Source organism: Paenibacillus sp. J22R232, assembly GCF_056269165.1.
Genome location: NZ_JBWDNK010000002.1, coordinates 953,362 through 975,121, shown reverse-complemented (window position 1 = coordinate 975,121; position 21,760 = coordinate 953,362). Strand labels below are relative to the sequence as shown.

The window sequence follows — 21,760 nt, the reverse complement described above, 5'->3', positions numbered from 1 at the left end:
ACCCTCCCCTCATTATTGCGGTAACCCGAACTCTTTCCGTTTCGTGCTGATCTCATCCTGCATATATTGGACATAGTCCATAATGGATTCGCGAGCTTCCACTTGCCCGACTACCGTTTTATAAAAGGCATTAAATAGATGCCGCCCCGTAAAATAACCGCCTGGCACTTCCGGAACGCCTTGTACCCATTCAAATTGCGATTTCAAATTCTCATAGTCGTCCACAGGCCATGGCAAGCTGTCTAAAGCTTTAATGTTCGCTGTCGGATAACGCGCAGCGGCGCCCATTAAACCTTCCATTTCCCGTCCAAACACTGTTTGCGTCGCTTCGCTTGTCCACCATTTCATGAACTCCCATGCCGCATCCTTGTCTTTGGCTTTTTTCATCATGACAACCGCGCTTCCGCCGCTTGGAACATCGCGATGAATGGAGCCGTCCTGTTGAATGGTTCCCGGTATGGGCGCGAAGCCCCACATGCCGCGAATCTCAGGTGCGAATACGGAAAGCTGGTTATACGTGGTATAATCCGCGATCCCAATCGGCATCTGGCCTGTACGGAAGCGATTCGAGAAATCATACTCACGCTCCAATTTGTAATCCGTATAAAATTCGGTCCATTGCTTGAACGTTTCAATTCCAATCCGTGAATCGAGATCGGATTCTTTGCCTCCGTTGCGGTAAAGCTCCCCTCCGTTTTGAAACAACAGCGTTGCGTACATCGAGTTAGGCGGAATATTTTGCCCCTGCACAGCAGCCTGCGCGACGACGGGCAAACCGAATTGCATATGGTTTTTACTAAGCACGGCAAGTAGGTTAGACACGTCATCCCAGGTTTGGGGGATATCTAATTCCAGCTCGTCAAGCACGTCCTTGCGGTAAAAGAGCATGTTGAATGTTTGTGTTTCCGGCAATGCGTAAACACCGCCATCATAGCTGTAAGGAACGATAGCGCTAGAACGGAACCGTTCTTTTACTTCTTCGAAATCGGCAAACTGAGTCAAATCGGCTGAAGCGTTGCGCATCGCAAAATTGACCGGCAAATCATTTTCGATTTGCATTGCGATATCAGGACCTTGATTCGCCAAAGTAGCAGGCAGAAGAGTACCCATGTTAACAAGCTTGAGATTGACATTGATGCCCGTCACCGAAGTGAAATTTTCATCAATCATGGCCTTCATGGTGTTGGCTTGATCTCGTCCGCTTCCAATCCAAACCGTAATCGATTTTTGCTCGTCATTTTCAGAAATATTTCCAATCTGGTTGTAATCGGTGAAGAACGAGGATATGAAAGTCGATGTCTGATGCTTCAACTTAGAAGTAAAGCCCATTCCTTTCTTCGGCCACTTTTTTCCAGGTGATGCTACATAAATCGAATCGATCTCAAGCGGCTGCTGCCTTGCCTGCTGAACCCATGTGCCAAGTCCGCCAGTATTTGTTTTGTAAGCCCCGAGCCTTCTCGGAACCGTCTCCGGCTTTTCAATCATTTCATCCAATTGAACAGCCATCGTTTTGAGAAGGGCTTCTTGGTCACTGGATTGTCCGGATAATTTGACAAGCTGTTTGGCAATGTCTTTAAGACGTATACTTTCTTCATCAAATACCTTAAGCAAGTCAGGAATTTTTTTGTCTATCTGATAATCTCGGTATTCATCTGGTTTCGTTCCTGTAATCATCAATATTTTGCGATACATTTCATTCAGATTATAAAGACTGCCTTCGACTTCTCGGATTAATGGCGCGAATTCGCCAAGGCTAACCTCGAGACTGAGCGTATGTTTGCCTTTTTCCAAACGATACATATAGGGAGAATCGCCGCCCATCACATCAAGCCGATAAGCGCTTTTATAGCGGAAGGCAACCTTTTCCATTTCCTTAAAAGGAATTTCGCCGTCGATGGTCAATCTTCGAGTCGAGTAAATGCCTCTGACGTAATTCTGTTGTGTCTTAAATGCAATATTGTAAAACCCGGTTTCAGGAACGTCGATTTCCCATTCCATCCATTGGCCCGGAAGACGCCAATTTAGGCCGCCGATGGTATTGATTTTTATTTTCGAAGCGCTATACGGGGTTACAGCAGCACTTGAACGTTCGCTGAGAGGATATAAGGTTGGCGACGATTTCGCAATCGAGGCTTCCCCTTCAACCGTTATCAATTGGCCCTCCGTCGCCTTCATGCCCTTCGCTTCAAATTGTTGAAGCACTTGATCGTAGGTTAATGGCGAAGGCTGTTGAAATAATTTCAAGTGCTTAACTACCATCGGTTCCCTTGTCGATTCAAGCGCAATCGTATGTTTGCCCTGCGAAAAATAAAATAGGAATGGCTCGTTCTCATATCCGTCTGAATCTTGAAACGACTTTACGCTCCATCTTGGCTTTTCTACTTGCTTTGGTCTTAGTTCGTTGCCTTGGTTGTCTCGTACAACCTCAGACTTCTGATTATTCCAAATACGGTCAAACTGTAAGAAGGCAGCTTCCCTGAAAGGGCGTTCTCCATCAATGCTCAAATCCCGTTCGATAGCCGAACTTTTCCCTTCAATAGGATAATAGAGCAAGGACAAATGATATAAACCCGCTTCATGCACATCGAAAGACCATTCCACTGAGCCTGATTCCCCTGTTAATAGGGAGGTTCCGTCCATCCCCTCGAAATCTTCAAGCTTCTTAAATTCAGTCCCTTGCACACTGGAATATTTTGCTGCTTCCAATATAATCTCTCGTTCTGGTCTCGCAGCCGCTTCATATTGCGATAAATAATCATGATATTTTTGCTCATTATAGGACGATTTTTTGTTAGATTCAGTGCTGACTGTATCCTCCGTTAAAGCAAGATTCGGACTTCCGACTGCATGTACCTTAGGTACTAAAGGAAGTGCAATGAATACCGCCAAAACAAAAGGGACTATCTTCCTTGCCACATAGGTTAGCCGCAAATTGCTAATCACGAGAAGTCCTCCTTACAAGCGTAAACGGTTTCTCCGTCCTTAGGCGGGGAAGCTTACGTCTTATGGTGAAATATGACCTATATCTTCAATCATTTATTTTCTGCGTGATCATACTAGCGGGGGAGGTTACATCGACATCCCCCGCCTGTATATTAAAATCGGTGCGTATGTTTACTTGCCAAGCTTGGCTATGGAAGCTTCTGCTTCCGGCTTATATTTCTCTGCAGTCGCAGTAACCGATTGACTATTCACAAGAATATCGGTAAGAAACTTTCCGGTAGGAAATTCAGGATAAGCGTCGTCCAGCAAAATTTGCCCAGTGCCTGTAATATGATCTCGCTGCATGGCTACGTCTTCCTCATGATTGTAGAGACCCTCCAGCCACTCTTGGCTAGGGAACTCTTCCGTTTGAGTGATGTCAAATGTTTCTTCATAAATTTGGTAAACCAACTGCGCATCCTTAACGCCTTTCGGAATAAACTTCGCGGCTTGACCTGGGTTAGCAAAGGTTACTTCCGGACTTCCTTGCGGACCGTTTGGAATAGGCACAACGCCGATATCAAAGGTTAATTCGCCGATATTCCAAGCCGGGGCTTGGAACATTGCTACGTCGCCGTCTTTAAAAGTATTAAATTCTTCATAATTCATTCTGTCGCCAGTTTTTACTTTAACAACGTTTTCCGTATTGTATAAACGGTTTATAAATTCAGCCGCTTCAATCGTTTTTGGATCTGTCAAGCCTTGAACGCCAGTCGCCTCGTCAACGATTTTCCCTCCGTTTGCGGCAGTGAAGTTACGAAAAATATCAGTTGACCAGCCGGAAAAACCATACACGTCATTTTTACCGTCATTGTCTGTATCCTTTGTCGCCAGCTTAGCGATCTCTAAAAACTTATCCCAGTTCCAAAGCCCGCCTGTGTATAGTTCTTGAAGATCTGGAAGCCCAAGCTTCTTGAACAAATCCCGATTGTAGTGCATAGCTGTTCCTCCTGCGCCCGGGTTATCGAATGCATAAACCTCGCCGGCAATTGGAGGAGCTTTCGCCATTAGATTTGCTTCATTGTTGATATTATTAGCCGTTGTCGTATATTCACTAATCGGAAGCAGTTGGCCTTTCAAAACTGCAGGCAGTGCTGCTTTATATTCCATTTGAACGATGTCGGCAAACGGTTCACCTGTCAAAACGGTAGCCGTGAATTTAGGCATGTATTCTTCAAAAGGAACGTTTACGAATTCAATTTTAACGTTATATTTTTTCTCTACTTCTTCAATCTTTGCTAGTCGCTCTTTCTCAGAGGTTGTTGTTCCAGCTGGCTTCAAATCCCACCATGCTGCGATTCTGATCACGCGGCCACCCATATCCACTGGCTCCGGCGTCGCATTTGCTTCCTCAGGAGCTGCTGTTGCATCTGTGACAGCGCTTTCTTTTGGTTCGTTATTCGTTCCTTTATTTCCGCCGTTCTCACCGCTGCAAGCTGTAAGAATAAGCATGAAACATAACACTAAGATAGATAACCCTTGTATTTTTCTCATGACCGAACCTCCCGTTTTTTACATTCATCAGTTGGTATAAAGTAATCACTTCCATTTTAAAGCGCTTGCAAAACATACAAAAAAAATTTCACCTCAAATCCAACAAGCAATCACCTCATTTTTGTTTTGTTTTGTTATTTTGTTTTGTTATTTTTGTGCATAACAAATGTATCATCGATAACAAAATTGGTCAATTGTTTTTTATTTGTTATTTTAAATAACAATCCAAGTTTCTATGATGCACACACTTTATCGATTGAGCGCTTGTAATCTACAAAAAAACCCGTTATATTAGATCAAATAACAAAATAACAAAATATAAAATTTCATTAATGAAATAAGATGAATGATTCCTTGATGAGGAAATAATCTTACAAACTACGAAAACAAAATAAGATAGGATGACAATCATGAGGCGTAAAGTAACTATCCAATCTATTGCTGATTATACGGGGCTTTCAAAATTCGCGGTTTCTAGAGGATTATCCGGAAAATCAGGCGTAAGCCCGCAAACAAGAGAGCTTATATTAAGAGCGGCAGGGCAGCTCGGTTTTTTTAAGGATACACAGGCCGCACCCGTTCCAAAAGAACTTCTGGACATTGAATCGCGGAGTTGGTCAGGTACGATTCTTGTGCTTTTTCCGAATGTGCGGTATCAGAATACTGATTCGTTATATTGGGGTCCGATTTTTAACGGCATATCCCTAAGGCTCAATCAGAAAGGCATGAACATTTTAACCTTAACTGAGCCAACGGACGACTCCATGTTTTCTCTGTTAAATCCCGAAGCAATCATGGGAATAATAACTGTCGGATCAATTTCCACGCCTGTTTTGTTAGACATCAAAAGATTAGGCATTCCAGTCGTGATGGTGGATCATTATGATCCAAAATTTTATTGCGATTCTATTTTCACGGATAACCTATCCAGCATGAGAGAGATTATGAGTTCCGTTATTTCAAAAGGATACAAAAGCTATCAGTTTATAGGTAACATCAGAGACGCACAAAGTTTTTACGAACGGTATCTTGGATTCCACTCTTCTCTTGAAGACCATGATATCGAATTAAAACAGATCCCCTCGCTAAAGGGACCAGAGATTGATACTTTCCATGATACGTTTAAGGCTGCTGTCTTAGAGCATGGCTTGCCTGAGGTGTTCGTCTGCGCCAATGATACATTTGCATTATTCGCATTGGATACCTTGAGGGATATGGGTATGGAGATACCTGAAAATCTTGTTTTTACAGGCTTCGATAATACGCATCCGCAAATACCATTTTTGGCAACCGTAAATGTCGATAAGGAGCTGCTAGGAAAACGGGCTGTTGATCAAATGCTTTGGCGCCTGCTCAATCCCACCACAAGCTATGAGAAAATACTTATTCAAGCAGAGGTTATGGTAAGAAATTAAAGCATATTAAAGAAGGTTTATCTTTAAAGCTTTTACGCCTTAAAGCTAAACCTTCTCTTTTGATGTTTCTCAACTCTCCGTCAGCCAATTCCATTCAATCAAAAATAGAGAATCAGCCAGCCTCGCTTTATCTCACAGATTAGGTAACGAGAGAATCGTTATTGCAACACTACGCTATCCACAAAAACGGCAGATGTTCCGCTGGAGTTCGTAGGTGACAGAAACTGAACGCCTATTTCTCTCACATCGCCTAAATTGGATACTCCGGAAAGACTTAAAGAGAGTGTTGATGTCCCCGTTGCATTTATATTCACAGTTCCAGAATCGTACCAAGTATAGCTGGATCCCGTCTTAATGAACAGCTTCGCCTGCAGACCGCTTCCTACACTTCCCCAAGCAGCATGCTTCACTTTAGCAGAAATCGCGGACTTACCGATGAAATTGTTTGAACCTGTATATTGCAGCGTAAATTGACCACCACCGAGCGTGACATCAGCCTTTAATGAGCTGCTCCCAGTTGCAGCCCATTCGGTAACCGACCAAGGACCGCCAGTAACGTTTAAGGCCGTCCACCCCTGCGTATTACCGCTTTCAAAATCATATAAGGCCGAGCTGTTTCCATTAAATACAGTTGCCTTTACGGATGTGGCCCAAATTCCATTTGTTCCGTTAATAATAAGATTTCCCCAAGTTGTAAGCGTTTGCCAATCACTAGTCGTCATATCCAACCAAGCATTACCCGAATCATTCCCTGTCCATGACCAAGCCATGTAACCAATTCCTTTAGCTTGGCTCTGATTCATAATCTCTTGAGCATTGACCTGACTGCCAAGATTATTGTTTCCGTTATTGTAGTTATAACCAAACTCCCCTATCATGACAGCCAATCCTAAATTTTTGATCGCTTGAAGTTCGGTCCCAATTTTACTGGAATCGTTCCATGAACCGTACATATGAATGGAGAACATGATGTTATGATCCGGGTCATGCGCAAGAAGCGCATTGCCGTATGCTTTTATAGGTGAAGCATTTTGTCCCCAACCCGAACCGTCAACAATAATTGTATTATGAATGCCCGCATTTCGAATCGTCGAAATTGCTGTTTTATAAGCCTCTCGCCATGCGATGTCCGAGAGACTGTGATCCCCCCATTCATTAGCGATATTAACCAACACATATTTTTCATTGCTCGTCAAAATAGATTTCACTGCACTGCTGGCAAAGTAATTGGCCATGTCATTTAAACCGGATGCGCTGTTAGAGCCTGTAACATCATGCAATTCAACGATTGCAATCATTCCTAGCTCCTTGCAGCGATCAATAATTTGCTGTAAACGCGATGCCGAGCCGCTGGTCGACCATACGATTCGGACAGCATTCACTTTTTTGGAGCTAATTGTGCTTAGTGCATTATAAGCTTGTGTATCGAACCAAGCGTGAGGATTATTGACACCACGTATGACAAAATTATTGCCGTTGGCATCTTTCAAATTGGTACCGCTTACATAAAATCCGTTAGCTGCATGGGTTTTCTCACTGGCGATAAATGGAACAATTAAAGCCAAAATAATGGCAACCATAAACGTCATTCTTAGTTTCTTGATTATCATAATATCTAAATCCCTCCAACTATTTTTATATTTTGCCTTGCTTCCTTAATGCTTAATCTGGATGATAGTAGAAAAATATTTTACTATTTTTTCTTGCGAATCACCCCCTTCATACCGCTCCGCTTGCATATTCCTACATCATATTAGATAGAACTGCTTTCTTAGCTTTCGAATAGCCATCTCCATCCTCTCAAATTATAAAGCGCTTACAATAACACAACTCATCTTAACCATTTAACGGTAATTAGAGAGCTAAACTTCGTCGCATTTCTATTTCAGGCATCTTAGAAGGATTAAACACAGTTTTATTCGTTATCAAGAACATAACACAAATAACATATGTTATGCAATATAATTTTTAAATAACAAAACAAACATTTGTTATGATATTCACAAGGCTAGTAACGTTAAAATCTGATCTTGTTCCCAATGTGAAGATCGCATCGTTTCAGCCTATCGGACCATGTCCGATAGGTCCCAGCCATCCAATTCTGACATGACATCATAATCTTCGCCACCATACCAGTTATTAAAAGAAATCGGACTGTCAGTCAGCTCTCAACATTCGTCTGTTGCCGCTAATATCTCTACAACACCGTCATCATAGGTGACCTCCACCTGAGCAAGCACTTTCTTCTCATCGTAAATCCCTTTCTGTAAATCATGATCATCACCAGCCAGTTAACTTGGCCCATCTGAATAGACAAAAAGACTGCTCCTAACTGAAGCGAGATCATTTTCTATCATTTTACTAGAACGTATATCTCTTCTATAACAAAAGACATCAATGTACGAAGCATACCCAGGTGTTTCTGCTGTAACTCAATCATCCACCGGTTTAGTTTCCCAAAACCTTCCATGCTGGTCGAACAGCGAAATGTGTTATTCATCGTTGTAATCGGAAATGTTGCACGTGGCAATATGAATCCTTAAATTCCATTAGATTGGCTTGAATTTGAATCAGGGTAAACAACCGATATACTCGATAAAACGCGGGCATATATCAACAACAATCAAGAGAAATATCTTTAAGTAAATAAAAGACTGCAGCCAATATGACTGCAGTCTTTTTCATTTTAAATCAAATCTGGATCGTCTACATTTAGTTGGACAGAAAAAATAAGGGCTTGTAGTCTGGACCGTGAGTTCGAGCAGGAGGAAGCAAAGCGCTCCGTTGTCAGCGATCTGACTTATGTGAAGGTTCAGAACCTTTGGCATTACATATGTGTGCTGCTCGACTTGTTCATTCGAGAGATCATTGGCCACAGTGCAGGTCCGAATAAAGACGCTGCTCTGATTTCTCGTGCCTTTTCGAGCGTCCAGGGCGATTTACGTCAGATTCAGTGGTTTCATACGGACAGCGGCAGCGAGTTTAAAAATCAAAAGATAGACGAGCTTCTGGGGACGTTTGAAATCGGTCGATCTCTACGTGCGAAAGGCTGTCCATACGACAATGCTGTAGCAGTAGCCACCTACAAAATCATGAAAACAGAGTTCGTGAACCAGATGAACTTCCAGAGTCTTCGTCATCTGGAGCAGTTTCATTTTGATTAACTACATTGGCTAGACTAGGATTCGTAATTATCATTGCATCATGCCCACTCGGATCAGAATAAATCAAAGGATTATTTTGAACATACGAATAAAGATTCTGACTTAAAGGATTCGTCAATTCCCCTTCATACGTATCCTAGTTAATAAAACGGAACTTAGAATAAAAAAGGTCGCAACTGGAATGTCAATCCAATTACCGCCAATTATATCATCCTGCTTGCTTTATCGGTGAGGTCGGCATCACGTAAACGGATTTGTTTTTCATCATAGCGTAAATATTATTTACCAGTTTACGCATAATGCAAACAATTGCTTGCTGCTTTGTTTTACCTCTGCTAGTCTTTGCTCATAATGGGCATGAAAATGTGGATTCCTTGGTTCTTTCTTGGTGCGTGTAACGGCTATTTGTCGGATCGCAAGGCTCTTGAAAATGTCATGCAGTTCTCGGTTACCTTGCTTGCTCTTGTAGTTTCTTGACTTATCATATTTATTATCCTTCGATAAAAGCTTTAATAAAATGAAATTACAGTATGATTTCGGATTGAGCAAAATTTATGAAATCGTCATTAACTCTAACCCTTGTTATGCTTTTCTTCTTGATGGTAACTCTTTAATTCAAAACAAGCTTATTGTTGCTCACGTTCTTGCTCACTGTGATTTTTTCAAGAATAATGCTCGTTTTGGGGTGACGAATCGGAATATGGTCGAAAGCATGTCAGCGACTGCAGATCGTATTCATCAATATGAAATGGATCATGGCACTGAGGCTGTTGAGAAGTTTATTGATGCCATACTAGCTATACAAGAGCACGTCGATCCAACACTTATAAAACCCTATCAGCTAGATAAGAAACGCTATATCGAAATGGTACAAAAGGACAGTCAACGCTCAGAATGGAACATCCCTGCCTCGCAGTATGATGATTTATGGAATCTAGATCCTGATCGGACAGCTGCTGCTGAATCAGCAGCACAATCCCAAGCATTAGATGCTAAACGCTTCCCACCAAGACCCGAAAAAGATGTAATCTGGTTCATTGAGGAATACTCCCCTACGCTTCAAGATTGGCAGCGTGATATTCTATCTATGCTTCGCGATGAAATGCTTTACTTCTGGCCACAAATAGAGACTAAAATCATGAACGAAGGCTGGGCTTCCTATTGGCATCAACGCATCATTCGTGAGCTGGACCTAACCAGTGAAGAAACCATTGAATTCGCCAAGCTCAACTCTTCCGTCGTGCAGCCGTCAAGGCATACCCTTAATCCCTACTATTTAGGTTTGAAAATATTCGAGGATATCGAGCGCCGCTTCGATAACCCTACAGCAGAAGAACAGCGCCGCTTCGGCCGCGTCCCCGGCAAGGGCAGAGAAAAGATGTTCGAGGTTCGCGAGCTCGACTCGGATATCTCCTTCCTTCGTAACTATCTGACTAAGGATTTGGTTAACGATTTGGATCTTTATATTTTTGAGAAAAAAGGACCGGAGTGGAAAATAACCCATAAGTCGTGGGAAAATATTCGCGACCAGCTCGTCTACTCCAAGGTCAACGGAGGTTTTCCTAGTCTGATGGTGAAAGACGGCGACTTTAACCGTGTAGGTGAATTGTATTTCATACATGAATATGAAGGTATGGAGCTTGATCTGAAATACGTTGAGCGTACGCTTCCACAGGTCGTTCAGCTTTGGGGGAAAAACGTGCATCTGGAGACGTTCGTCGAGGATAAAAAGATCGTGTTTAGCTGCGACGGGAAGAAAACGAGCCGGAAATTTGTTTGAAATTCATATTTTCGCAAATCAAAAACCGGATCCTAGGATCCGGTTTTTGATTTGCGTTTTAGCATACGCGTAATAATAAAATAACTTCCCGCACAATCAATATGCTAGGGAGACGAGGGGTCTTGCCCCCCTTTATATACAGACTTTTTTCTCAGTACTTTCTCCGTATATAGAGAAGGACTCTTACTTGTTGGAAACATAGAAGTGCTAATAGTTCTCTGAACTAACGTTTCCCGTTAGGGAGCGTAATGGCTATACTTTAACACTACCCAATTATCATAATCTCTGGAACTCAATGGCAGCTTCAGATAGATTAAGAGAATATTTCCTGTAGTACGCATAAAACAATCCCTTGAGCTTAGTCGTTCAACGTTCGATTGGTGACATCAAACAGTCCAATTAACGGCTTTTCTCTTTCATTTACTATTTTAATCACTTTCTCGAAATCTGTGGTGATCCTATTTTCAAATAAACAATTCTCTCATAGACACTTTGAGTCTCTCAATTTCTGCGGTACTTACTTTCATCACGACAGGTCCTTATTACTATTCAATACCCAATTTGGTGGATAACGTGACTTTGTTCGTTTTTTACTTGCGTTGCGTTCTATATAATACTTATATTCTTTCAACAAGTAAGAGAGCGAATAGTTGATTTCTTCGGGGAATATACGATGAGGACAGGAGAAAAACCATGCAGTGGAGGCGGCTCACTATGAGCAGTGAAGAGTATTTTCAATCCTGTTTATTGAAATGGATAAGAAATGCCGAATCAACGACATAGACTATGACAGCTTAAATATGTTAAAAGGAGCCTGCAACCGGACGATACACTAGCGGTTGCAGGCTCCTCTTACCAGTTCAAACGGCAAGCTCCGGGAGAAATGTTTCGTTGCCAAAACCAAGAGCATTATATTTTATTTTTCTTGCGAAACTCACCTGGCGTCATATTCATGACCTGTTTAAACTGACGATGAAAATAAACGATATTAATGTATCCAAAGCGCTCGGCGATTTCATAAACTTTTAATTTCGGATTTTTTAGTAGCAAGCAAACGCGCTCTATTTTAAGCGCACTTAAGTAATCGCTGAACGATTCGTTCATCTCTTTTTTGAATAGATGCCCCAAGTAATTGGGGGTAAAATCGAAATGAGCGGCAATTTCCTTCAAAGTAATTCGCTGCTCCAATCGCTCTTCTACATATATCTTCACCTCTTCGATCAGTTTGCGGCCATGCCCTTGCCGCTTCATATGAAGATGGTTAGACAGTTCAAAAAGCCAATCCCGCATCCACTCCAATGTTTCTTTAACCGTCTCGAAGCGGAACAAATGCTCGGGATTTAATGAATTCCACGCTGTAAACTTGTCGAAATCCTCATCATGCCGCTTCAGGTTGGTTTGTAAGTACAAGATCAGATTGTTGATCATTGCGTACACGTCTTCCTTACTGCATTTCCCATACTTATCCTCGAATAAGGAAAGAAGATATGCCTCAATGTCATGAAGCCGGTGAGCTTCGATGGCCACGAACAATTGTCGAAGTTCATCGTCACAGGGAATCGAATCGTCCATTGAAGGAGTATTCGGAATTTCGGGGCCAATCACTCGGTTTTTGCCGAAGGTCCATTTACTCTTCAGGGCTGACTTGGCTTGTAAGAAAGATACTCTTATTTCATCGAGCCTTTCGAAACTTTGTCCCCGGCCAATGGTTGTCGTGAACGGTATATGGGAAACATTATCTACCATGCGTTGCAGATGTATTTCGAATTCAGCTTCCGGCACATGTGACAGGAGCAACAAGTGCCCATCGGCCATGACGATCGGCATCGCCCACCCTGACTTCAACACTTCTTCGTAGACCAATGTGGCGGCATTTCTCTCCTCAACTTGACTCCCGTGAGGCGACATATGATCCAAAGCATCAAATTCTGCGATAGCCATTCCCACCGCTGTCCCCGCCCGGAACAGCGGTGAGAGCACTTGTTCCAAATGCTGTGATGTCATGCGGCCGTTATTGCTATCCAGCCAGCGCAAGATAAGCTCTTCAGTAGCTAGAGACACTGTCTCGTATATGTTTCTCTCTTCTTCAATCGAACGGCACAGCGATGCCAAAAGGGTGTACAAATCACCGTCTAGGACTGGTTTGAGCAAATAATTTGCAGCATGTACCTCGATGGCTTGTTTGGCATAGCTGAAGTCTGCGTGACCGCTAATAAACACAATTTTCACCTGCGGATACAGTTCCTTGGCTCTCCGGGCGAATTCTGTCCCCAATATGATAGGCATTTGAATATCGGTTAGGATAACATCCACCGGCTTGTCCTTGATGACGTCCAGAGCCATAAAACCGCTTGTCGCCACGAGTACTTCTAAATCCAGCGTGGCGGCGGATTCGACCCTTCTGCGCATCCATTCGAGATCCGCCGCTTCGTCGTCCACTACCAATACTCTTATGCTCATGTTACGTTCTCCCCCTCAGCCTTTGCATTCCATTCCGCTGGCAGCAACAGACGAACGGTCGTGCCTCCACCATAAATACTCGCGATGCTTCGGCCATACTTATCACCATATCTCAGCCTTATCCGCTCATAAACGTTCACGACGCCGTAGCCCTTCGATTTGGCCAGGCCTTTCATCAGTTCCTCTACCGTTTGCTTACGCATACCTAAACCATTATCGATCACTTTCAACTCGATGTCGTTGCCGACTCGTCGTCCGACGATTCTGATTGCAATCGTATTGCTCAGCCAGGCATGTTTAAAGATGTTTTCGACCAGAGGCTGCAAAATCAATTTCATGACTCTCGCCTGAAGAATATCCGGATCAACATCTACGTATAAGTCAAATGCATCTGCATAACGGACTCTCTGGATAGCGAGGTAGGTCAGCATCTGCTCCAACTCTTGCAGCAGCGTAACGTGCATATCCCCTTGGTTTAGCGTAAGTCTATAAAACCTGGATAGCTCTTGCACCATATGAGTGACCTTCTTAGTCTCTCCGAGGTTTGCGAGGCTGCTAATGGAAGACAGTGTGTTATATAGAAAGTGCGGATTGATCTGAGCTTGGAGAGCTTCCAGCTCCGCTTGCTTTTTTTGTTGCCCCTCTTCGTATACGCTAGACATAAGTTGTCGCATATGATCGGCCATTTCGTTAAATGCGCCGGCAATTTGGCCAAATTCATCGTTGTCGGATAGGCTGATTCGCATTTGAAAGTAACCGCCTTGATACACTCGAAGAAGCTTCATAATTCGGTTCATTTTGCGGCCTGACCATCGCGCCACCGCAAATCCAACTAAGGCCATGAAAATAAAGCCGAGGTTGCAGATTACCAACAGAAGTACGCGCAGTCGCCCGGTATCCTTGGACAGATATACATTAGGAATAAGCGCTTCGATGATCAATTGTTTGTCCGGCACGGGCTCGCTTAGTACAAGAGCGGTATCCTGCAGCTCTGCGTCTGTTTCCGTTTCGTCCCGGTGATAAAGAACGCTACCGTCTGTCTTCTTCAACCGAAGCTGAATTCCCTCCTGCAGTGGAAAGCTCGAGAAATCGTCCAGCATCTCTTTGAGCGATATCGAAATTTGCACATAGCCGATCGTTGTCCGGAAGTCCTGAAATGATATCAATCGCCGAACATACGATATGTTGTCGAATTGCTGATCGTCTTCCGTCTGAAGCCAGACATTATCACTGCCAGTAACAAGGAGATGCTTGAACCACGCGAGACTCGCAATATCTTCAACCGGCTTGACGAAGAAATCCTTGCCTACGATCTCCGCTTCCATATGACTCCCCGTAACGGCAGGCATCTGTTCGTTGAAGGTATATAAAACAATTCGAATACTCTTTCCAAAAAACACTAAAGGTGCATTCAATTGGGGTTGAACTTCGTCGATCATGGTTAAATACATGCCGAGCCGATCGTTCTTTTTCTGCAAAGCTCGTTGGAACGAAATGCTGGAGAATAAGGTATTCGATATTTGAGTAACGCTGTCCATCTGGGAGCGAATACTATCCCGGGTCTGCTTAATGCCGACCTCCAAGTTGGTCTTTATCGTTTCCGTTCTTGAACGGATCAGAATCGTATATGACACATAGCCGACACCTAAGTCGGTGAGAAGAGCCAAGCACAAGTAAGGGATCATCAGCTTGTACATGAACGGCACATAACGTCCGGAGGCAGCACGCAAGGTTTCTCCTCCTTTTGGATGGTCTGGTCTCTATTCGCTTCTGGGAATACCTAGCTCCTGACAAATATTCTCGATATATTGCCTGGAATCATCCAGCGCTTGAACCGCTTCCTCGAATTCGTATCGTTGCTCATCCAGTGTGAGCCAATTCTTGACTTCCTGTTTACGGATCCGCTCTGTGTACTTGAAAGCCATTTGATAATAAGCCGCCATTTCTTCGCGGGTAAGATCTTGATGCTTCTCAATCCAGAGCGGATTGTAAAGCTCAATGTTATGTGGCGTTCCAAATTTTTTTCCATTGCGTGGTACGTTGCATTCGAAGGACAGATTTAAATTGGAATTATGCTGATACAATTCCGCCAGAATGGCTTTGAAATCCAAAATACCGAAACCAAATTGTTGGGAGCAATAATACGCTCCCCCTTCAACCAACTCGACATAGGCATCTTTAATATGCGTCTGACGCACGTAAGGTGCCACACGCCGCGCGGCCATGATAGGGTGCTCCCCACGCATTAGGCTGTTGGCCGTATCGTAGACAATACCTAGTATATCGTCACCAACTGATTCGATCAATCGCACTAGTTCAAAGGTACTAATCTCCTCGTGCGTCTCCAGGTTGATGTGAACACCCAAGTCTAGCGCAATTGGACGCAGCAGCAGCAGGAACCTCCGTGTCGCTTCTAACTGATCTTCCCATGGCGCATCAGTCCGGAATCGATCCGTCCCCAAGCGTCCCCGGTACGGCTTGGATCCGCCGGTTGCCACCCACAGCTCCTTCATGCCATGGGCCGCCGCAGCTTCCATCATTCTTCGGAATCCGAGCAAAGTATCTCCGTCGCCAATCGCCCGAAGCTCCGGGGATTCTGCCATCGCATACGGATTTACTTTGCCTAATCCTGCCTCCAGATACATGCCAAGTTCGTTCGCTCTGGATCGAACCTCTCTCAGTACACCCTCGTCCAACGTAGGGCTAATATCGAGGATAGTACGGAAAAAGACGCCTTCCATCTTCAGTTCTTTTGCATATTCGAGCTTCTCAACCGGGGTCAATGACCGAGGCTGAGGCATGTATCTCCCATCTACTCCGATGCGCATGTTTGTTCAACCACCTTTCTGAATTTTTTACCCTAATCTACAAATCCCGCGTGGGAATTTTGAAAGCCAATAACCACCATTATCGCTTGCTACCGCAAGATCGCCGCTGCATACATGCCCCAGATTGGGCAGTGTAAAGTTCGGATGAATTTCGAATACTTGATTCTCTTGGACATACGGAGAGAAGGAATCGCGGCTTCGGTCGCGATCAGCGTTTAGAAAAGGGGACATGCCCGGATCGCTGTAGCTATTGCTCATGCCGTGAACGGATTGAAAGCGGAAGGGATCGGTCGATCGAGAGTAGGGACAGAACCCATCGATCATGGTCTCTAGCATATCGACAATCTCATAGATTGGCGTTCCGGATGTGAGTTTGGGGAGGATAGCATCTTGCATCTTGATGATGCGGTCTATCGCCGTTACAAGTTCGGGATCCGGCTCTCCGAAAGCTCCGATTCGCAGCACTTGAGAATAATATCCGTCTAGACAAACCGTCGTACCGATTTGCACACGTGAACGGGGGCCCACTGGTTCTGTTAATTCAAAGAAATCAAAATAAGTTGTACTCGGCTTTTCGCCGATTGCCAGCCAGCATCCCGCCATATCTGCACCTAGACGGCGGCCCATATACTCCACCTCGGCCATGATTTCTGGTCCGGTAATTCCTTTCACCGCAGCTATATTCATGGCGTGTGCAACCATTTTGTCAGCAATTTCCGTCGCCTGCCTGTGCTTATCAACCTCATACAGAGTTCGCTTCAGACGAAGCACGTTGACTATCGATGTTCCTTCTTCAACCTCATAGTTCTTCAAAGCCCGATTGAAGTCCGCAAGTCCAGCTGCAGTCAAATCAAATTCACCGCTTTGCGCGATTTTTGCCCCAAGGGGGACAATCTCGGTAAGAATCTCAATCAATGTTCCAATCACGTCAGGGGTCTTGACCACCTTGGCTTGATCACCGACACAAAGGTTAAATGCGCGTACACGATTCTTATCGTTTGAGATAATTATAGGTTGTCCATGGGCTGGAACAACGAGATATGCATCAGTGTTAAACGGAAAGAAACCCATTAGATATCGGAAAGTTCCGGCACTCTCTCTGGGTCCCGAGCAATAAGACACGAAGGCGCTGAACTCTTTCTTGCGTAACTGTACCTGAAGCAAGGCGATTCGAGAAGCAATTTCGGATGACAGAATCATGATAGCGGTCTCCTTTTACGTCAAAATTGAGTTGTGTGAACAGTCGGCCGACTTGTAAGTATTATTATAAACCTCAGGAGACTATGTTTTGTCAAGCCCCTCTCAGCAAGAAGATAGAAAAGAAGAAATCGGTGTTTTTGTACTATATTTTGTTGCATACCTGCATTAAATCGGGAGAAAGCAACGAGATATAATAGTGTGAACAGTCGGCCGACTTATAAGTATAACGCTTACGTGGCAATGTCTTGTCAAGCCTCTCGCAACAAAGGGAGAGAATAGAAGAAATCGGTGTTTTAGTACTATTTTTTGTTGCATACCTGCATTAAATTTGGTGAAAATAGCGAGCTATAATTGAGTTTGACTGATTCAAATAACAAGGAGGTGTTACCTAGATGGGTATATATGGTTTTTGGAGGTATGTAAAAAATTATCGTATTCTGTTGTTGATGATCACACCTGCGTTCCTTTATTTCTTGATGTTCTCCTATATTCCGATGGCTGGAATTGTGTTAGCGTTCAAGGACTATACCTACAGCGGGGGGATATTCAATAGTGAGTGGATCGGACTTGGTAATTTCCGTTTTTTCTTTAACTCAGGAAACGCCTGGAGTGTGACACGTAATACTTTTTTATACAATCTAGCCTTTATTGTCGTGAATAATGTGCTCCAAATTACGGCGGCAGTATTTCTCACGGAAATGGGAAGCAAACGGTTCAGAAAGTGGATTCAATCCTTGTTATTCCTGCCCTATTTCATCTCCTGGGTAGTCGTTGGCGTTATCGCTTATAACTTGTTCAGCTATGATGTGGGGACATTGAACTCCGTGCTTCAATTTTTCGGATTGGAAAAGCTGGACATTTACAATACGCCAGCCTATTGGCCATTCATCCTGGTCGCTGTTTCTGCATGGAAAGCCTTGGGCTATGGAGCCGTAATGTATTTGGCAGCGATTGCAAGCATTGATACGGAAATTTACGAAGCGAGCGAAATCGACGGAGCGAATGTGTTTCAGCGGATTCGCAAAATAACACTTCCTGCAATAATGCCGACGACTATCATCCTGGTGTTGCTTGCTGTGGGGAATATTTTTCGAGGAGACTTCGGAATGTTCTATAACATGGTCGGGAATAACGGTATTCTCTTCTCGGCAACCGATGTCGTGGACACCTTTGTCTTCCGCTCTCTGATTACATCGAATGAGATTGGGATGTCTGCCGCAGCCGGATTTTATCAATCCATTCTAGGCTTTGTCACGATATTGCTCGCTAATTATGCTGTTCGTAAATATGACAAGGATCGCGCTTTATTCTAGCTGATGGAGGAAACCCACATGACATCAACATCTAAAATTCGAGATAGAGACCAATTATGGCTTGGAATTATCGGATATACATCACTAGTACTCATGGCAGCCCTATGCCTGATGCCTTTTCTGATCGTTCTCTCTTCTTCATTTTCGGATGAGAGCGCGATCATCGAACATGGCTACCCGTTATTCCCTATTCAGTTCTCGACTGAGGCATATCGGATCTTGTTCGAATATCCGCAGGATCTAATACGCGCCTATGGCGTAACTTTCGGCATTACGGTAATCGGAAGCTTCATGGGACTGTTTTTAACTGCCATGACTGCATATGTGCTTTCCCGAAGAGATTTCAAATGGCGCAACGCTCTATCTTTCTATTTCTTCTTCACAACGCTGTTTAATGGCGGTCTCGTTCCTTGGTATCTCCTCATGATGGACGGTTTAAACATGAAGAACAGTTATCTTGCTTTAATATTGCCTCTCTTGTTTAATGTCTTTTACATCATTGTGATGAAGTCTTTCATGCTTGGAGTGCCGGAGGCGATCACTGAATCTGCCAAAATAGACGGCGCGAATGATTTTGTGATTTTTATCAAGCTAATTCTTCCATTGACTAAGCCAGCGCTGGCCACAATTGGTCTATTCTTGGCCTTGGGCTACTGGAATGATTGGTATAATGCTCTGTTGTTTATTTCCGACGCAGACAAGATGCCGCTTCAATATTATTTGTATCGAATGTTAGGGAACATGGATGGGATGCAGAAAGCGATCATGGCCTCGGGTGTAGCTATTAACTTTACAATTCCGTCGGAAGGTTTAAAGATGGCCATGACGGTAGTGGCCACAGGACCGATTGTATTGCTTTATCCCTTTATTCAGCGTTATTTTGTACAAGGGTTGACGATAGGCGCTGTCAAAGGATGATCATAGGAAACTGTTATTATAAAACAAAACATATGAGTGGGGGAACTAGTATGCATAAGATTCAAAAGTCTCTATTTAGTTTCGCATTACTGCTGGTCTTGGTCATGGCATTATCGGCATGCAGCAATAAAAACCAAGGCACAACGACTGCAAACGTGAATCAGTCATCGGGTGAAGCGTCTACCGCTTCGAATTCAAAAGTGGATACTTCTCAGGAAGTGAAGTTGAAAATGGTAATGATAGGCGGAAAACCGATTGATTTCGATGAAGTTTTGACAAAAACAAATGAACTGGTAAAGGAAAAAATCAATGCCACAATCGATGTAGAGTTTCTCGACTGGTCGGACTACACGCAGAGATATCCTTTGAAATTTGCCGGTAATGAAGATTTTGATTTGATCTACTCCGCCAGATGGATTGCTTATCAGGATCAAGCGGTCAAGGGTGGATTTGCGGAACTGACAGAGGACATGCTTGCGAAGTATGCCCCTAATACGTGGGCAGCATTACCGAAAGATTCATGGGAGCAAACCAAGATTAATGGCAAGATTTACATGGTCCCTCAAAGTAATGAAGAGTTCGTCTACAAGCTCGTTATGCTGCGTGATGATATGCTGCAGAAATATAATCTCGAGCCAGTAACCGATGCCGCTTCGTTCGCCACATACCTCAAGACGATTGCAGCGAATGAAAAAGGCGTGTCCGCTTACAGCGCAAGACCATCTGATGGATGGAAATGGCATGATCTAGACGAAATCTTTATTGAGCAGAGCAATCGGTGGTTTATTCCCACACATGATGCGCCTCTTGCCATCGACAGGACGTCTACATCGAATCAACTGTTTAATGTCTATGAGACACCTGAATTTCTGGAAACTTTAAAGTACTACAAGGATTTGGCTGATCATAATGTCTGGTCTAAAAACTTGCTGAATACGAAGGGTGATCTCTGGCAGGAAATGAAAGCCGGAAAGGTCATGTCGCGAAGTCACAATCTGGGCATCCTGTCACAAAATCTGGGAGAGGCTGAGCGTGAAACAGACCTGCAAATGTCGCTCGCGGATTTAACGCCAGATGGTCTTAAGCGGCTGGCGTTGCCAATCCAAAACGGAATGTCCATCCATGCAACGAGCAAAAAAAAGGAGCGCGCGCTCATGCTGGTTGATTTGTTACAGAACGATAAAGAACTCCATGACTTGACTATGTATGGAATCGAAGGCAAGCATTACAAAGCGGTCGGAGACGATAAATTGGCGCTCACAGATGCAGCGTCTAACTACACTGGCTTCTCAAACTGGGGCTGGAATTCACCTCTTAATCGCGTGGACGATTCTTATCCGGAAAAAGCGGAGGCGCTGAAGGAAAAGTGGAAGCAAGATGTGCAGCAATTCTCGCTCGAAACCTTCGAGTTTGATACATCTAAAGTCAAAAATCAACTCAGCAATGTTGGCAATGTCATGCTTCGTTATGCGGTACCGCTAGAATATGGCCTTATCGATGATGTGGAGAAAGGTCAGGCGGAGCTAATCAAACAGATGAAAGCAGCGGGCATCGACGAGGTCCAAGCGGAAATGCAAAAGCAAATCGATACATTTTTAGCGAATAAATAGAATGAAGAGTTGAATTGCAGGGGGAAGACAAGTTCCCCCTGCACTTAATACGAAAGGAGAATCCTGATGAATGTTGAAAAGCTATCAATTAATACGGTTAATCAACTAGAAAAAGCTCGCTTTGTTGAATTGTTTGGTGGAATATTCGAGCATTCTCCTTGGATTGCAGAACAGGCTTGGGAGTATCGCCCTTTTCCATCTATTAAATATATGTTTGATAAGATGAGAGAAATAGTGGAGCAATCTTCGCTGGAGACAAAACTAATCTTGCTTCGGATACATCCCGAGTTAGGCAGCAAACTCGCGATGACGGAAACTTCGATCCAAGAACAGCGCGGTGCGAGGCTAGATGCTTTAACACCCGAAGAATATGACCAATTTACTCGTTGCAACCAAGCTTATCAAGAGAAGTTTGGCATCCCCTTCATCATGGCAGTGCGCAATCAGGATAAAAATTCTATTTATGCCGCGCTGCAGACGCGTCTAGAAACGGATAGAGAGGAAGAACGAGACCAAGCGCTACAGGAAGTTTATAAGATCGCGTACTACCGTCTGAACGATATCATTGCTTCTATATAATAAAGGAGAAATAAAGA

At 43.8% G+C, this 21,760-nt stretch carries 12 protein-coding genes and 3 pseudogenes; 7 read left to right on the top strand and 8 right to left on the bottom strand.

The features are described 5' to 3' along the window. Positions 1 to 12 precede the first annotated feature (12 nt). Positions 13 to 2,943, bottom strand: a complete 2,931-nt coding sequence (locus AC0YN3_RS10565) for an extracellular solute-binding protein (RefSeq protein WP_475775016.1) — start codon at positions 2,941 to 2,943, stop codon at positions 13 to 15. A 171-nt stretch (positions 2,944 to 3,114) separates the two neighbouring features. Further along, on the bottom strand, positions 3,115 to 4,476 hold the full coding sequence (locus AC0YN3_RS10560) for an ABC transporter substrate-binding protein (RefSeq protein WP_475775015.1): 1,362 nt from the start codon (positions 4,474 to 4,476) through the stop codon (positions 3,115 to 3,117). A 410-nt stretch (positions 4,477 to 4,886) separates the two neighbouring features. On the opposite strand from AC0YN3_RS10560, the gene AC0YN3_RS10555 reads away from it, so the two are divergent. Beyond that, entirely contained in the window at positions 4,887 to 5,891 is a 1,005-nt protein-coding gene (locus AC0YN3_RS10555; RefSeq protein WP_475775014.1) for a LacI family DNA-binding transcriptional regulator, read from the top strand. A 158-nt stretch (positions 5,892 to 6,049) separates the two neighbouring features. Here AC0YN3_RS10555 and AC0YN3_RS10550 read toward each other — a convergent pair whose 3' ends face one another. Further along, positions 6,050 to 7,501 (bottom strand): cellulase family glycosylhydrolase, encoded by a 1,452-nt coding sequence (locus AC0YN3_RS10550; protein WP_475775013.1) that lies wholly within the window; start codon positions 7,499 to 7,501, stop codon positions 6,050 to 6,052. A 1,131-nt stretch (positions 7,502 to 8,632) separates the two neighbouring features. Between AC0YN3_RS10550 and AC0YN3_RS10545 the strand changes: the two are divergent. Then, positions 8,633 to 9,052, top strand: a pseudogene (locus AC0YN3_RS10545) (DDE-type integrase/transposase/recombinase); the annotation flags it as partial. A 211-nt stretch (positions 9,053 to 9,263) separates the two neighbouring features. Here the strand turns inward: AC0YN3_RS10545 and AC0YN3_RS10540 are convergent. After that, a pseudogene (locus tag AC0YN3_RS10540) lies at positions 9,264 to 9,538 on the bottom strand (IS110 family transposase); the annotation flags it as partial. Positions 9,539 to 9,548: 10 nt separating this feature from the next. Here AC0YN3_RS10540 and AC0YN3_RS10535 point away from each other — a divergent pair. Continuing rightward, a pseudogene (locus AC0YN3_RS10535) lies at positions 9,549 to 10,835 on the top strand (SpoVR family protein); the annotation flags it as partial. 909 nt (positions 10,836 to 11,744) lie between these two features. Here AC0YN3_RS10535 and AC0YN3_RS10530 read toward each other — a convergent pair. Genes AC0YN3_RS10530 through AC0YN3_RS10515 form a run of 4 tightly spaced genes read right to left on the bottom strand, consistent with a single transcriptional unit; the run spans position 11,745 to position 17,323 of the window. Beyond that, a complete protein-coding gene (locus AC0YN3_RS10530) occupies positions 11,745 to 13,295 on the bottom strand; it encodes a response regulator (protein ID WP_475775012.1) in 1,551 nt (516 codons plus the stop codon). Next, positions 13,292 to 15,025 carry a sensor histidine kinase gene (locus AC0YN3_RS10525; RefSeq protein WP_475775011.1) on the bottom strand — a complete coding sequence of 578 codons (1,734 nt, stop codon included), beginning with the start codon at positions 15,023 to 15,025 and terminating at the stop codon, positions 13,292 to 13,294. Before AC0YN3_RS10525 ends, AC0YN3_RS10530 begins: the two co-directional genes overlap by 4 nt. A 30-nt stretch (positions 15,026 to 15,055) precedes the next feature. Continuing rightward, on the bottom strand, positions 15,056 to 16,123 hold the full coding sequence (locus AC0YN3_RS10520; protein ID WP_475775010.1) for a sugar phosphate isomerase/epimerase family protein: 1,068 nt from the start codon (positions 16,121 to 16,123) through the stop codon (positions 15,056 to 15,058). Between the two features lie 27 nt (positions 16,124 to 16,150). Further along, positions 16,151 to 17,323: a M24 family metallopeptidase gene (locus AC0YN3_RS10515; RefSeq protein ID WP_475775009.1), complete on the bottom strand. Its 1,173-nt coding sequence runs from the start codon at positions 17,321 to 17,323 to the stop codon at positions 16,151 to 16,153. 392 nt (positions 17,324 to 17,715) lie between these two features. Between AC0YN3_RS10515 and AC0YN3_RS10510 the strand changes: the two genes are divergently transcribed. From AC0YN3_RS10510 to uraD, 4 genes are all read left to right on the top strand, one after another. Next, entirely contained in the window at positions 17,716 to 18,636 is a 921-nt protein-coding gene (locus AC0YN3_RS10510; protein ID WP_475775008.1) for an ABC transporter permease, read from the top strand. 18 nt (positions 18,637 to 18,654) lie between these two features. Then, positions 18,655 to 19,554 (top strand): carbohydrate ABC transporter permease, encoded by a 900-nt coding sequence (locus AC0YN3_RS10505; protein ID WP_475775007.1) that lies wholly within the window; start codon positions 18,655 to 18,657, stop codon positions 19,552 to 19,554. Next, positions 19,551 to 21,164 (top strand): ABC transporter substrate-binding protein, encoded by a 1,614-nt coding sequence (locus AC0YN3_RS10500; RefSeq protein ID WP_475775006.1) that lies wholly within the window; start codon positions 19,551 to 19,553, stop codon positions 21,162 to 21,164. Before AC0YN3_RS10505 ends, AC0YN3_RS10500 begins: the two co-directional genes overlap by 4 nt. A 66-nt stretch (positions 21,165 to 21,230) precedes the next feature. After that, the gene (gene uraD / locus AC0YN3_RS10495; RefSeq protein ID WP_475775005.1) at positions 21,231 to 21,743 is read left to right on the top strand and encodes a 2-oxo-4-hydroxy-4-carboxy-5-ureidoimidazoline decarboxylase; all 513 of its coding nucleotides are present in this window, start codon (positions 21,231 to 21,233) and stop codon (positions 21,741 to 21,743) included. Positions 21,744 to 21,760 lie beyond the last annotated feature (17 nt).

Coding starts and splice junctions, on each gene's coding strand:
- AC0YN3_RS10560 (WP_475775015.1), bottom strand. CDS start 4,476: ATGAGAAAAATACAAGGGTTATCTATCTTAGTGTTATGTTTCATGCTT.
- AC0YN3_RS10555 (WP_475775014.1), top strand. CDS start 4,887: ATGAGGCGTAAAGTAACTATCCAATCTATTGCTGATTATACGGGGCTT.
- AC0YN3_RS10550 (WP_475775013.1), bottom strand. CDS start 7,501: ATGATAATCAAGAAACTAAGAATGACGTTTATGGTTGCCATTATTTTG.
- AC0YN3_RS10530 (WP_475775012.1), bottom strand. CDS start 13,295: ATGAGCATAAGAGTATTGGTAGTGGACGACGAAGCGGCGGATCTCGAA.
- AC0YN3_RS10520 (WP_475775010.1), bottom strand. CDS start 16,123: ATGCGCATCGGAGTAGATGGGAGATACATGCCTCAGCCTCGGTCATTG.
- AC0YN3_RS10515 (WP_475775009.1), bottom strand. CDS start 17,323: ATGATTCTGTCATCCGAAATTGCTTCTCGAATCGCCTTGCTTCAGGTA.
- AC0YN3_RS10510 (WP_475775008.1), top strand. CDS start 17,716: ATGGGTATATATGGTTTTTGGAGGTATGTAAAAAATTATCGTATTCTG.
- AC0YN3_RS10505 (WP_475775007.1), top strand. CDS start 18,655: ATGACATCAACATCTAAAATTCGAGATAGAGACCAATTATGGCTTGGA.
- AC0YN3_RS10500 (WP_475775006.1), top strand. CDS start 19,551: ATGATCATAGGAAACTGTTATTATAAAACAAAACATATGAGTGGGGGA.
- uraD (WP_475775005.1), top strand. CDS start 21,231: ATGAATGTTGAAAAGCTATCAATTAATACGGTTAATCAACTAGAAAAA.